This is a genomic window from Flavonifractor sp. DFI.6.63, from assembly GCF_024462255.1.
Classification (GTDB): Bacteria; Bacillota; Clostridia; order Oscillospirales; family Oscillospiraceae; genus Lawsonibacter_A; species Lawsonibacter_A hominis.
This window is the reverse complement of sequence record NZ_JANGBE010000041.1, coordinates 1-13,960: the sequence shown is the minus strand read 5'-3', so window position 1 is coordinate 13,960 and position 13,960 is coordinate 1. Positions and strand designations below refer to the sequence as shown.

The following is a 13,960-nucleotide window of genomic DNA, read 5'->3' as shown; positions in this document are numbered from 1 at the left end:
GCAGGCATATGTCCTGCTTCGGACTTCTTTGGAAAATGGAGGTCTGTATGAAGAATTCTCATTCTGAATCCTACGCCGCCGCCGGCGTGGACGTGACCGCCGGTTACGAGGCGGTCAACCGCATCAAGCCCCTGGTCGAATCCACCTATATTCCCGGCGTCATGGGCACCCTGGGCGGCTTCGGCGGTCTGTTTGCCCCCAACTACGCGGGCATGGAGAAGCCCCTTTTGGTCTCCGGCACGGACGGCGTGGGCACCAAGCTGAAGATCGCCTTTCTGATGGACAAGCACGACACCGTGGGCATCGACTGTGTGGCCATGTGCGTCAACGATATCATCTGCGCCGGGGCCATGCCCCTGTTTTTCCTGGATTATCTGGCCGTGGGCAAGAACCTGCCCAGCCGCATCGAGGCCATCGTTTCCGGCGTCACCGAAGGCTGCCGCCAGGCGGGCTGCGCCCTGGTGGGCGGCGAGACCGCCGAGATGCCCGGCTTCTACCCGGAACAGGAATACGATCTGGCCGGCTTCTCCGTTGGTCTGGTGGATCAGGCCAAAATGATCGACGGCTCCACGCTGCAGGAGGGGGACCTGCTCATCGGCCTGGGCTCCAACGGCGTGCACTCCAACGGTTTTTCCCTGGTGCGCAAGGTCTTCGGCATTGCCGACGACGCCAAGCCCCTGGAGACCTACGTGTCCGATCTGGGCCATACGCTGGGAGAGGAGCTGCTGCGTCCCACCCACATCTATGTGCGCTCCATCCGCTGCCTGCGGCAGCACGGGGTGGACGTGAAGGCGGTCAGCCACATCACCGGCGGCGGCCTGTATGAGAACGTGCCCCGCATGATGAAGGAGGGGCTCACCGCCCGGATCCAGACCGCTTCTTTCCCGGTGCCCCCGATCTTCGAGCTGATCCAAAAGGCCGGAGACATCCCCGCGCGGGATATGTACAACACCTTCAACATGGGCATCGGCCTGGTCATCGCCATCCCCAAGGACCAGATCGGCAACGCCCTGGACGTGCTGGCCCGGGCCGGAGAGCAGTCCTATGTGATCGGTTCCGTCGTCAAGGGCGACGCGGGCGTGGAGCTGGTATGAGCCCGGGCGGCAGCGAAGGCGCCCTCCTGACCGCGGGGGCGTCCGCGCCGCCTGCGCACGACTTCGAAATTCATTTCCGCCTCCGGCGGAAACTCTGCGAGGTATCACTATGACACGAATCGCCGTGCTGGTGTCCGGAGGCGGCACCAATCTCCAGGCGCTTATTGACGCGCAGGGACGGGGAGAGCTGAAAAACGGTGTCATCGCCGCCGTGATCTCCTCCCGCGCCGACGCTTTTGCTCTGGAACGGGCCGCCCGGGCCGGTATCCCCGGCTATGTGGTCTCCCGGAAGGACTACGGCTCCAACCGGGAGATGACCGCCGCCCTGGTGGAGCAGCTGCGCGGGCTGGAGATCGGCCTGGTAGTGCTGGCGGGCTTCCTGCACATCCTCACCGAGGAGATGGTGCAGGCCTATCCCAACGCCATTCTCAACGTCCATCCCGCCCTGATCCCTTCCTTCTGCGGCGCGGGCTATTACGGCCTGCATGTCCACGAAAAAGCTCTGGACTATGGCGTCAAGGTCACCGGCGCCACCGTCCATTTCGTCAACGAGGAGCCGGACGGCGGTCCCATCGTACTGCAAAAGGCGGTGGACATCCGGGAGGACGACACGCCGGAGACGCTCCAGCGCCGGGTCATGGAGCAGTGTGAGTGGAGCATCCTGCCCCGGGCCGTATCCCTGTTCTGCGAGGGCCGCCTCCATGTGGAGGGGCGGCACGTCAAAATAACCGAGGGAGCTGTTTGTCAATGAAAACGCTTGATCTGACCGCGCTGCTGCGCGCCAATCCCTATCCCGGCCGGGGCATCGTACTGGGCCGCTCTCCCGACGGGGCGAAGGCTGTGATCGCCTATTTCATTATGGGCCGCAGCGAAAATTCCCGCAACCGGGTGTTTGTGGAAACCCCCGACGGCATCCGTACCCAGGCCTTTGACCCCTCTAAAATGACCGATCCGTCCCTGATCATCTACGCCCCGGTGCGGGTCTTCGGCAGCTCTACCATCGTCACCAACGGCGACCAGACCGACACCGTCCGGGAGGGCCTGGCGGCGGGCAAGACCTTTGCACAGGCCCTGCATACCCGCACGTTTGAGCCGGACGGCCCCAACTACACGCCCCGCATTTCCGGCCTGGTGCACGGCAACGGCGACTATACCCTGTCCATTCTGAAAAGCGCGGACGGAGAGGCGTCCTCCTGCCGCCGGTACTTTTTCGCCTACGAAAACCCCATTGCCGGCCAGGGGCATTTTATCCATACCTACCTGGGCGACGGCGATCCCCTCCCCTCTTTTGAGGGCGAGCCGGAGCAGGTGGCCATCACCAGCGAGACGCCGCAGGAATTTGCCCATCTGCTGTGGAACAACCTCAACGAAGACAACAAGGTCTCCCTCTTCGTGCGCTATATCGACCTGGAGCGGGGCGCCTGGGAGAGCGTCATCATCAATCAGCACGCGTAAGTCCGGCGGGCGGCCGCAGGCCGCCCGCATTATGGAGGTCGAATCATGACGGAACTGGAATTGAAATACGGCTGCAACCCCAACCAAAAGCCCGCCCGTATCTTTATGGACTCCGGCGAGCTTCCCATCAAGGTTCTCAACGGCAGGCCCGGCTATATCAACTTTATGGACGCCTTCAATTCCTGGCAGCTGGTCCGGGAGCTCAAGGCCGCCACCGGCCTGCCCTCCGCGGCGTCCTTCAAGCATGTCTCCCCCGCCGGGGCCGCTGTGGGCACCCCCCTCAGCGACGTGGAGCGGAAGATCTATTTTGCCGAGGATATGGACCTTTCTCCCATCGCCTGCGCCTATGTGAAGGCCCGCGGCGCCGACCGGCTGTGCTCCTACGGCGACTGGGCCGCGCTCTCCGATGTGTGCGACGCGCCCACCGCCCGCTACCTGGCCATGGAGGTCTCCGACGGCGTGATTGCCCCCGGCTATACCGACGAGGCGCTGACGATCCTCAAGGGCAAGCGCAAAGGCGGCTATAACGTGGTGCAGATGGACCCGGACTACGTGCCCCGTTCCATTGAGCGCAAAGACGTGTACGGCATTACCTTCGAGCAGGGCCGCAATCATTTTGAGATCAACGAGGCCCTGCTGGAAAACCTCGTCACGGAGAACCGCGACCTGCCCGGGCAGGCCAAGCGTGATCTCGTCCTGGCCCTGATCACGCTGAAGTACACCCAGTCCAACTCCGTGTGCTACACCAAGGACGGCCAGGCCATCGGCGTGGGCGCCGGCCAGCAAAGCCGCATCCACTGCACCCGTCTGGCCGGCAACAAAGCCGACAACTGGCTGCTGCGCCAGCACCCCAAGGTGCTCTCCCTCCCCTTCGTGGAGGGGATCCGCCGGCCCGACCGGGACAACGCCATCGACGTCTACATCTCCGACGAGTACGAGGACGTGCTGGCCGACGGCGTGTGGCAGAACACCTTTAAAATCAGGCCCGAGGTGCTCACTGCGGCGGAAAAGAAGGAATGGATCGCCCGCCAATCCGGGGTCAGCGTGGGCAGCGACGCCTTCTTCCCCTTCGGCGACAATGTAGAACGCGCCCGCAAGAGCGGCGTGCAGTATATCGCCCAGCCCGGCGGGAGCATCCGGGACGATCATGTCATCGACACCTGCAACAAGTACGGCATCGTCATGGCCTTTACCGGGATGCGTCTGTTCCACCACTGATCGCCGGGCGTTCCCGAAGGCTTTGACCCCTGTCGATCCCAGACCGCCGTGCCGCGGGGCGTTTCGGGCGGTCTGCGCCCTCGCGCCCCTGTGCGGGAAGGCGAACATTCTTCCACGCAAAGCGAGGTTATATGATGAAAGTACTGGTTGTCGGCGGAGGCGGGCGGGAGCACGCCATCTGCTGGAAGCTGAAGCAGAGCCCGTCGGTCCATGAACTCTACTGCGCCCCGGGCAACGGCGGCATCGCCTCCATCGCCCAGTGCGTCCCCATCGCCGCCACCGATGTGGAGGCCATGGTGGCCTGGGCCCGGGAACACGCGATGGATTTTGTGGTGGTGGCTCCGGACGACCCGCTGGCCCTTGGCATGGTGGACGCACTGGAGGCGGCCGGCATCCCCGCCTTTGGCCCCCGGAAAAACGCCGCGGTCATCGAGGCCAGCAAGATCTTTTCCAAGAACCTGATGGCCAAGTATCACATCCCCACCGCCAAATACCAGGCCTTTACCGGCCTGGACGCGGCGCTGTCCTATGTGGAGGCCGAGGGCGCCCCGATCGTGGTGAAGGCCGACGGCCTGGCCCTGGGCAAGGGCGTGATCGTAGCCCAGACGGTGGACGAGGCCAGGGCGGCGGTGCGCGCGATGATGAGCGACGGCAAGTTCGGCGCCGCAGGCGCCAGGCTGGTCATCGAGGAGTGCATGACCGGCCCTGAGGTAACGGTGCTTGCGTTCTGCGACGGAGCGCATCTTCTGTGCATGCCCTCTAGTCAGGATCACAAGCGGGCCTTTGACGGAAACCAAGGTCCCAACACCGGCGGCATGGGCGCCATCTCCCCTTCTCCCAACTACACGCAAGCGGTGGCCCAGCGGTGTATGGACGAGATCTTTCTGCCCACCGTTGCGGCGCTCCAGGCGGAGGGACGGCCGTTCCAGGGCGTGCTCTACTTCGGCCTGATGCTCACCCCCAGCGGGCCCAAGGTGGTGGAATACAACGCCCGCTTTGGCGACCCGGAGTGTCAGGCGGTGCTCTCCCTGCTGGAAAGCGACCTGTTGGAAATTTTTCAGGCATGTCGGACGGGCACGCTGGATAAAGTGGATATCAGGTGGAAGTCCGGCGCGGCCTGCTGCCTGGTGCTGGCTTCCGGCGGGTACCCCGCTGCTTACCAGAAGGGGTACCCCATCTCCGGTCTGGAACAGGCCGGCCGGTCCGCCGTGGTCTTCCACGCGGGGACCCGGCTGAGCGGGGACGGCACGGTCCTGACCAACGGCGGGCGGGTGCTGGGCGTGACTGCCACGGGCCTGGACCTGGAAGCCGCCATCCAGGCCGCTTACGCCGCCGCAAAGGAGATTTCCTTTACCGATATGCAGTTCCGCACCGACATTGGGCGGGTATAAGCAACGCTTTCGGCGGGGGCAGGCCCCGTCCTACGTGGGAAACCACTTGAAGTAGGGCGGCGGCCTGCCCCCGCCGCGTTTTGGAGGCAGATCCATGAAGAAAAAAATAACGCCGATGCAGATCGCCGTACTTTTTACGGGCAGTTTCCTGGGAGCGGGCTTCCTCTCCGGGCAGGAGCTGCTGCAGTTTTTCGGCCGGTTCGGCGCCTGGGGCCTGGCAGGCATGGTGCTGGCCATCGCGGCTTTCTGGCTCTTCGGCTGGATGGTGCTGGACATTGCCAAACGCACGGGATATACAGCCTTTGACAAAATCATCCTCCACGGAACGCACCCCGTCCTGCGCGGCTTTTTTTCCGCTGTGTTTCTCCTGTTCCTGTTCGGCTGCATGATGGGGATGATCGCCGGGTCAGGCGCCCTGCTGGAGCAGCTGTTCGGTATCCCCGCCCTGTTGGGCGACGCGGCCATGACGCTTCTCGTGCTGCTGGTAGCCGTGACCGGCGCGGCCGGACTGGTGGCCGCCTTTGGCGTGGTGGTGCCCCTGCTGGTGGGCGCCGCCGTTGTGGTGGGCGCCCTTGCCGTCCTCCGGCTGCCCACGGAAGGGCTTCCCGCCCTCCCCTTCGCCAGCGGCAACCCCCTGCTGGGCAACTGGCTGTTTTCCGCCGTATCCTTTATCTCCTACAATATGATGGCCGCCATTACCATCCTGGTCCCCCTGACCCAGGAGATGGAGGATACGCGCGCCATCCGCAGGGGCTTGGGGCTTGGCAGCCTCCTGCTGGCGGTCATTTTCATCTGCATCCTGCTGCCCATGATCCTCTTCCGCGCCCTGGTGGGGGATGCGGAACTGCCGATGCTGGCTCTGGCCTCTCAGGTCTTTCCCGCCCTCGGCGTGCTCTATGCGCTGCTGCTGCTGTGCGGCATGTTTACCGCCGCCCTGTCCAGCCTGTTCGGTATCACCTCCCGGCTGGAGGTGCGGCTGGGCGGCCGGCTGTCCCGGCGGTTTCTGGCCCTGCTGTGCGCCCTGGCCTTTGTGGGGAGCATCTTCGGCTTTAAGAATGTGGTCAGCTACGTCTACCCGCTCTGCGGCTATGTGGGCTTTTTTGCGCTGATCGGCGTGGCCCTCCATTTCCGCTTTTTGCACAAAGCCAGCGTGGCAGAGAACGCGCCCGCACCATAAATGTACCAAAATATTGCACTGCCTCCGCTTGTATGATAGAATCAGAAGGAGATACAACAAAATTGGGGATCCCCGCAGAGGACAAGGAGGCTCCGTCATGACGCTGCAGAAACAGATCCTGATCGTAGACGACGATCCGGTCAACCGCGCCGACCTCCGTACCATTCTCACGCCGGAGTATCGGGTGCTCGAGACGGAAAACGGCGCCCAGGCGCTTGGCGTACTGCGGGAGCGTCCGGATGAGATCGCGCTGATTCTGCTGGATCTGGTCCTGCCCGGGATGGACGGGTGCGCGTTTCTGGCCCAGGCAAAGGCGGAGCAGGCGCTCGCCTCCATCCCCGTGATCGTTACCACCCGTCAGGACAGCGAAGCCGCCGAGATAGCGGCTCTCTCCGGCGGCGCGGCGGATTTTGTGGTCAAACCTTACCGGCCTCAGGTCATCCTGCACCGGATCGCCAACATCATCCGCCTGCGGGAGACCTCCGCCATGATCCGTCAGGTGCAGTACGACCGGCTGACCGGTCTCTACAGCAAGGAATTTTTTTATCAGCAGGTCAAGCAGCTGCTCCTGCTGCACCCGGAACAGGAATACGACATCATCTGCTCTGACATTGAAAATTTTAAGCTGATCAACGATATGTTCGGCGTCCCCACCGGCGATTGCCTGCTGCGGGGCGTGGCGGAGCTGTATACCGGCCTGGTGGGAGACCAGGGCATCTGCGGCCATTTCAACGCGGACCGCTTCGCCTGCCTGCTCAAGCGTCAGGCGTGCTACACCGACACGCTGTTCCTCCGGTTTGGCGCCCAGGTCAACACCCTTTCCAACGCCAAAAACGTGATCATGAAGTGGGGCATCTATCCGGTGACGGACCGGACGCTGCCGGTGGAGCATATGTGCGACCGGGCCCTGCTGGCCGCCCGCAGCATCCGGGGCCAGTATGGGAAGCATTTCGCGCGCTACGACGACGCTCTGCGCAGTCCCCTTCTGCGGGAGCAGGCCATTACGGACAGCATGGAGGCGGCGCTTGCCCAGGATCAGTTCCAGATCTATTTGCAGCCCAAATACAACATCAAGGACGACCGGCTGGCCGGGGCGGAGGCATTGGTCCGCTGGCAGCACCCGGAATGGGGCCTTCTGCTGCCGTCGGAGTTCATCCCTCTGTTTGAAAAAAATGGTTTTATCACCAAGCTGGACCAGTATGTGTGGAACAAGGTCTGTTCCGTACTGCAGGCGTGGAGCGGCGCGGGCGGGGTACCGCTTTCCATCTCGGTCAATGTATCACGGGCCGATGTGTATCAGGCGGATCTGATCGAGCTTTTGACAGCCACCCTTGAAGCATACGGCCTTCCCGCCTCCAGCCTGCATCTGGAGATCACGGAGAGCGCCTACACGGAGCATCCGGACCAGCTGGCGGCCACGGTACGCCGGCTGCGGGAGCTGGGCTTTGTCATTGAAATGGACGACTTTGGAAGCGGCTACTCCTCCCTGAATATGCTCAATCAGATGCCGCTGGACATTCTGAAGCTGGATATGAAATTCATCCAGAGCGAGACGGCCAAGCCCGTGGATCAGGGGATCCTGCGCTTTATCATGGATCTGGCCCGCTGGATGAATCTGAGCGTAGTGGCCGAGGGCGTGGAGACCCGGGCGCAGCTGGAGCGTTTGCAGGAGATCGGCTGCGACTACGTACAGGGCTACTATTTTGCAAAGCCCATGCCCTGCTCCGCGTTTGAGGCGCTGCTGCGCAACCAGCAGGAGGCCCCGCCCCCCGCGGCTGCAAGCGCCGCTCCTTCGGAACGCCGCACCCAGATCCTGTTGGTGGCGGACGAGGATGCGGCCTACCGCTCCCAGGTACGCAAAACCTTTGGAGAGAGCTATCATGTGATTGAAGCCGCCGACGGCCATACGGCGATGGGCTGTATCGCCCACCGGGAACAGCAGATCGCCGCCGTCATTCTGAGCCTGACTCTGCCCAGGGCCGAGGGGTTTTCCGTGCTGGAAGTGCTCCAGCGGGAAAAGGCGGTGTGGAAGATCCCCGTGGTGGCCACCGCTCCCGGAGACGCCCGGCTGGAAGAACAGGCCCTGGAACAGGGCGCGGACGACTTTGCCGCCAAACCGCACACGCAGAGGAGCCTGTGGAAGCGGGTCATGCGCGCGATGGGCGTCACCTCCTCCCGGGAGCGGGAACGGGCGCTGGAGGATGCCGCCTGCCGGGACTATCTGACCGGCCTGCTCAACCGCCGCGGCCTGCACACCGCGGCGCTGGCCCTGCGGCGGGAGGATTTGCCCGCGGCCGTCTACATGTTCGACCTGGATAATCTCAAGCAGATCAACGACACCTTCGGCCACGCGGAGGGGGACCGGATCCTCAAACGCTTCGCCTCCGTGCTGCGCAGGCAGACCCGCGGCAGCGACATTCTCGTCCGCCTGGGCGGCGACGAATTTGTGGTGGTCATGAAGCAGATGCCCTCGCCGGAAACCACCCTCAAAAAGGGCTGCTCCATCTGCCGGGCCTTTCGGCAGGAGGAGGGCTGCGGCCCCTTCCCCGCCTCCTGCTCGGCCGGCGCGGTCATCTGCACCCGGGCGGAGACCCTGACGGCGGAGACCCTCGCCTATGCCGACGAGGCCCTGTACCGTGCCAAGTCGAACCAGAAGGGCGGCTGCTGCCTGTGGACGGGAACGCACGCATGATGCATCCAAACGGCCGCCGGGCGGAAGGCTCATCCAGCCAGGCCCACCCCTCCGGACAGTCTCAGTCAGGCTCGCTCGGATCGTATGCTCTGAGCAGAGCGGTGAAAGCAGAGGTGCGCAAACTATGACGCAGCAAGGCGTCTCTCCTGCCCCCTCCACCGGTCAGTTGTCCGCCGTACTGGACCACGCGCCCGTGGCGATCTGCGTCAGCGCGGCGGACAGCCGGGAGCTGCTGTATGCCAATGCGCTGGCAAAGCGGCTTTTTCCGCACGAGGGTACCCTTCAGGGGATCACCTGTTATCAGGCCGCAGGCTTTGACGCCCCCTGCCCCTTCTGCCAGGCCGACCGTCTGAGCGACACGGAGCTGCCGGTGCGCCGCTTCCGCCACCCAGACACACAGCGTCTGTATCAGTTCAGCGGCAAACTGATCGACTGGGCCGGCCGGAGCGCTTACATCGAATACATTCTGGACGTGACGCAGACGCAGCGGGAGGAGGAGCAGTCCAAGGCCCTTCAGGCCGAGCTTTGGGCTATCTTCAGCAATATCCCCTGCGGTCTGTGCGTCTACCGGTCCGACGGCGCCCGGCTTATCCCGGTATTCCGCAACCCGGCTTTTTATGAGATCATCGGCTGCAGTCAGGAGCATATCCAAACGCTGGAGGACCGGGTCGGCGTTCTGGGCGTTCACCCGGAAGATCGGTCCGCCCTCTATCGGGTCATGGAGGACGCCCTCCGGCAGGGGAATGCCGTCCTCCAGCATACCTACCGGCTCTGGAATGACCGCAGGCAGGAGTACCGCCGGATCCGCCTGGACGGCTCGGTCAAGTCCCAGCCGGATGGCAGTCGGCTTTTGTACGGCGTATACAGCGACATCAGCCCAACGATGAACCTGGAGCTGGAGTTGACGCGCGCCAGCGAAAAGCTCCAGGACATCGTCAACGCCATTCCGGGCGGCGTGGTGATCTACAGGGCCTCGGACCGCTTCGAGGCCGTGTACTTTTCCGACGGCGTTCCAGCCCTGACCGGCCATACTCCGGCGGAATACGCCCAGCTCATCCAACGGGATGCCACGGAGCTGGTTTACCGGGAGGATGCCCCCATGGTGATCGCTCAGGCCCGGATGGTCCTCGAGACCCATCAGCTCTCCACCTTTGAGTTTCGCAAGCTGCACCGGGACGGCCACATCGTATGGGTCCGGGCCCTGGTAAAATGGCTGGGCGAAGAGGGGGGGCTTCCTCTGCTTCACTGTGTGCTCCACAACATCTCCGATCTGAAGGAAGCCCAGCTGGAGATGGATCATCTGGTCAATTCCATCCCCGGCGGTATCGCCAGCTACCGGCTGGAGGGGGCACGCCTGATCCCCACCTTCTTTTCAGACGGCGTCCCCGCGCTCTCCGGGCACACGCGTGAAGAATTTGCGGCGATGGTCCGGGCGGACCCCCTGGGCACGGTCTTTGAATCCGACCGCCCCCGGGTCTTGGCCGCCGCCAGGGACGCGCTGGAGCGCGGTAAGCTGCTGGATATCTCCTATCGGATGCGCCACAAAAACGGCGAGCTGATCTGGCTCCATCTCAACGCACGCAGGTTGGACCCGCTGGCCGAAAGCATCCGCCTTTACGCGGTCTTTACCGGCATGTCGCCGGAGACCCGCCTGTTTCAGAGCATCACAAACGAGGCGGCGGACGGTGTCTACGTCATCGACCGTGAAAATTACGACCTGCTCTACGTCAACGAATCCCGGCGGCTGTTCGGCAGCGGTCAGATCTGCATCGGTCAAAAATGCTATGCGGCCCTTCACGGACGCGCTTCTCCCTGTGAGTTCTGCACGCTGCAGGGCCACGCGCCGGACGGCGTGGATCACGAGATGGTGGTTGGAAACCGGTTCTACAGCACCCGTTTCCGGGAGACCCTTTGGTACGGCATCCCGGCCTACGTGAAATACGTCCGGGACGTTACGTGGACCGTGCGCGCCCAGCGGGAAAAAGACCGGCTGGAGCAATATTTTCAGACGATACTCAAGCACCTGCCCGGCGGCGTGGCCGTGGTGCGTCTGCATCCGAACGGGCATATGACGCCGGAGTTTCTGTCCGAAGGCTTTGCCGCCATGACCGGCATGACGCCGGAGCAGGCCTGGCAACTGTACCGGGACGACGCTACGGCCGGGATACATCCGGACGATCTGGGCCGATTGGAGGAACTGACCTCCAATTTCCTGTCCAGCCGGAACAGCCATTGCCAAGCCGTATACCGCCTGCAAAAGGGCGGCGGCGGCTACCTCTGGGTCAAAATCAACCTCACCCTGATCCAGAGTCCCGACGGCGAGCGCCGGATCTACGCCGGCTATCACGACATCACCCGGGAGCGCGAGGAGCAGGAACGGCTTCGCCAGCAGTACAACGAACTGATCCTGCAGCACTACCGCACCCCCGGCCCCAATACCCTGATCGCAGGTCACTGCAATTTGACCCAGGATCGGCTTGTAGAGCTCATCGACTATACGGACGCCGGCCTGTCCGTCTCCATAGGCCCGACCCGCGAGGATCTGTTTCGTGCATTGGCCGGCTTTATCATGGATGGCGAGGAGCGATGCGACTTTCTGGATACATACCGGAACGCGCCCGCCCACGCGGCGTTTGCCCGGGGAGAGACGGAACTGGTACGCACCTGCTTTATCCGGTTTCCTCAGGAAAGCCAGGGACGTTACGCCCAGTTCAAGGTCCACCTGGTGGAGACTCCGGACACGGGAGACCTCACCGGTATCCTGACCGTCACCGACGTCACCGAACAGACGGTATCCGAACGCATTCTGCATCAGCTCTCGGTGGCCAGCTATGATATGGTAGCGGACGTGGATCTGCAAAACGACCGCTATACCATCCTGACTGCCGCCGAAAGCGCCAGCGATCTCTCCGCCCGCAGTGGCTGCCATTCCGAGCAGGTGGCGCATATGCTGGCCCACCAGGTACTCCCCAAGGATCAGGCCCGCACGGAACAGATGCTGACTCCGGCTTATCTGCTGGGCCGGCTGGAACGGGAGGGCACCTATTCCTTCCCCTATTCCATCTTGAGCGAAAGCGGCGCGCTTCTGACCAAAAACATGACGGTCTTTGCCGCCGACCTGCGGCTGAAGCGGATCTGTCTGGCCCGGACCGACATTTCGGATTCGGTCCGGGAGCAGCAGGGCCTGCTCAACGTGATCGCCTACACCTTTGAGCTTCTGGCCCTGGTCAGCCTTGACACGGGACGTCTTACCCTGTATACCCGTCAGACGATATTGGAAAACCTTCCGCCTCTGGTTCTGGAGGATTACAGCAGTGCGGTGGAGCATTTTTTCACCGCGCATGCCCCCGACGCGGAACGCGAGACCGTGAGACGCCAGCTCCAGCTGGATCCCCTGCTGCAGAGACTGGCCCGGACTCCTCTGGGCTACGACTTCGTCATGCCTTACCAAACCAAGGGCGGGCTTCGGTACAAGCAGATCAATGTTTTGTGGGGGGACGCCAACCGCAAAACGCTGTGCATGGTCCGGGCGGACGTGACGGACATGCTCTCAGCCGAGCGCCGGAGCAACGCCGAGCTGGAAAAAGCCCTTGCGCTGGCCGAGGCGGCCAACCGGGCCAAAAGCGAGTTTCTTTCTTCCATGAGCCACGACATCCGCACCCCCATGAACGCCATCATGGGGATGACCGCTCTGGCTTCGGCTCATCTGGACGACCATACGCGGGTGGCAGACTGTCTGCGGAAGATCGACCACGCCTCCCAGCATCTTTTGAGTTTGATCAACGATATCCTGGATATGAACAAGATCGAACACGCCAAACTCGCCCTCAGCATCACGCGCGTCTCCCTCCCAGACCTGGTAGAGCAGCTTTTTGCCATGCTGGAACCTCAGGCGCAGGCGGCAGGACTGCACTTCGTCCTGCACAGCGCCTCGATCCGCCACTCGTATTTTTATGGGGACGCGCTGCGGATCAACCAGATCCTGATCAATCTTCTGGGCAACGCCATCAAATTCACGCCGGAGGGCGGACAGGTGGATTTCCAGGTGGAGGAGGTACCTCCGCTCCGGCCGAAGGGACGCTGCCGTTACCGTTTCACGGTCCGGGACACGGGCATCGGGATGCCGGAACCGTTCCTGCAGCATCTCTTCGAACCCTTTACCCGCGGCCGCTGGAGCGCCCATGTGGAGGGTTCCGGGCTGGGGCTGAGCATCACCAAAGGGCTGATCGACCTGATGGGCGGCACGATCTCCGTGGAGAGCCAGGTACGCCGCGGAAGCGTTTTCCGGGTCGAGCTGGAAGGGGAAGTCGCCGCGCCGCCTCTCTCCGCCGTCCCGGAGCTTCCCGCGGGCGGCGCGGAACCCGCCCTGGCCGGACGCCACTTCCTGGTGGCAGAGGACAATCTCATCAACGCGGAGATCCTCTGTGAACTGCTTCAAATGTATGGGGCCCAGTCCATCCGAAAGGCGGACGGCATCCAAACGGTACGCGCCTTTACCGAGGCCCCGCCGGGGACGTTCGACGCGATCCTGATGGATATCCGAATGCCCGGAATGAACGGGTACGAGGCGACCCGCGCCATCCGGGCGCTGGAGCGGTCCGACGCCGTAGGCATCCCCATCATCGCCATGACCGCCAACGCCTTTCCGGAGGACGTTCAGGTTGCGCTGGATGCCGGGATGGACGCCCATGTGGCAAAGCCCATTGACTTTCCCCTGTTTTTGGCCACGCTGTCCCATCTGCTGAACGGGTGAAGCGGCTGCGCCGCCTGTCCTGTCCCATCGTTTCTCTGCGTTTGTATCCCTTCAGTCAAAACCTCCGGCAAAGCCGGAGGCTTGAGTAAGCCCTAGAAGGGCATGATACGGACGAAGCCCCTTAAGGGGCCCCGAAAGGTTTGCCGACCGCATTTCTTTCACGGGCTGCCCCTTAAGGGG

At 63.2% G+C, this 13,960-nt stretch carries 8 protein-coding genes; all 8 read left to right on the top strand.

Going from position 1 to position 13,960, the window contains the following annotated elements; genetic code table 11:
• Positions 1-47: 47 nt before the first annotated feature.
• The 8 genes from purM (at position 48) to NE547_RS15935 (ending at position 13,780) form a co-directional block, all read left to right on the top strand.
• Complete coding sequence (gene purM / locus NE547_RS15970) at positions 48-1,094, top strand: phosphoribosylformylglycinamidine cyclo-ligase (protein ID WP_256176426.1); 1,047 nt, start codon at positions 48-50, stop codon at positions 1,092-1,094.
• Positions 1,095-1,203: 109 nt separating this feature from the next.
• Positions 1,204-1,845, top strand: coding sequence for a phosphoribosylglycinamide formyltransferase (gene purN, locus NE547_RS15965; protein ID WP_256176425.1), 642 nt, complete (start codon positions 1,204-1,206; stop codon positions 1,843-1,845).
• Positions 1,842-2,549, top strand: coding sequence for an IMP cyclohydrolase (locus NE547_RS15960; RefSeq protein WP_256176424.1), 708 nt, complete (start codon positions 1,842-1,844; stop codon positions 2,547-2,549). Before purN ends, NE547_RS15960 begins: the two co-directional genes overlap by 4 nt.
• A gap of 45 nt (positions 2,550-2,594) precedes the next feature.
• Positions 2,595-3,767: a phosphoribosylaminoimidazolecarboxamide formyltransferase gene (locus NE547_RS15955; RefSeq protein ID WP_256176423.1), complete on the top strand. Its 1,173-nt coding sequence runs from the start codon at positions 2,595-2,597 to the stop codon at positions 3,765-3,767.
• Between the two features lie 134 nt (positions 3,768-3,901).
• Positions 3,902-5,158, top strand: coding sequence for a phosphoribosylamine--glycine ligase (gene purD, locus NE547_RS15950; RefSeq protein ID WP_256176422.1), 1,257 nt, complete (start codon positions 3,902-3,904; stop codon positions 5,156-5,158).
• Positions 5,159-5,252: 94 nt separating this feature from the next.
• On the top strand, positions 5,253-6,335 hold the full coding sequence (locus NE547_RS15945) for a hypothetical protein (protein WP_186907058.1): 1,083 nt from the start codon (positions 5,253-5,255) through the stop codon (positions 6,333-6,335).
• Positions 6,336-6,432: 97 nt separating this feature from the next.
• On the top strand, positions 6,433-9,027 hold the full coding sequence (locus tag NE547_RS15940) for an EAL domain-containing protein (RefSeq protein ID WP_256176421.1): 2,595 nt from the start codon (positions 6,433-6,435) through the stop codon (positions 9,025-9,027).
• 124 nt (positions 9,028-9,151) lie between these two features.
• A complete protein-coding gene (locus NE547_RS15935) occupies positions 9,152-13,780 on the top strand; it encodes a PAS domain-containing protein (protein ID WP_256176420.1) in 4,629 nt (1,542 codons plus the stop codon).
• Positions 13,781-13,960: the final 180 nt, after the last annotated feature.

Coding starts and splice junctions, on each gene's coding strand:
- purM (WP_256176426.1), top strand. CDS start 48: ATGAAGAATTCTCATTCTGAATCCTACGCCGCCGCCGGCGTGGACGTG.
- purN (WP_256176425.1), top strand. CDS start 1,204: ATGACACGAATCGCCGTGCTGGTGTCCGGAGGCGGCACCAATCTCCAG.
- NE547_RS15960 (WP_256176424.1), top strand. CDS start 1,842: ATGAAAACGCTTGATCTGACCGCGCTGCTGCGCGCCAATCCCTATCCC.
- NE547_RS15955 (WP_256176423.1), top strand. CDS start 2,595: ATGACGGAACTGGAATTGAAATACGGCTGCAACCCCAACCAAAAGCCC.
- purD (WP_256176422.1), top strand. CDS start 3,902: ATGAAAGTACTGGTTGTCGGCGGAGGCGGGCGGGAGCACGCCATCTGC.
- NE547_RS15945 (WP_186907058.1), top strand. CDS start 5,253: ATGAAGAAAAAAATAACGCCGATGCAGATCGCCGTACTTTTTACGGGC.
- NE547_RS15940 (WP_256176421.1), top strand. CDS start 6,433: ATGACGCTGCAGAAACAGATCCTGATCGTAGACGACGATCCGGTCAAC.
- NE547_RS15935 (WP_256176420.1), top strand. CDS start 9,152: ATGACGCAGCAAGGCGTCTCTCCTGCCCCCTCCACCGGTCAGTTGTCC.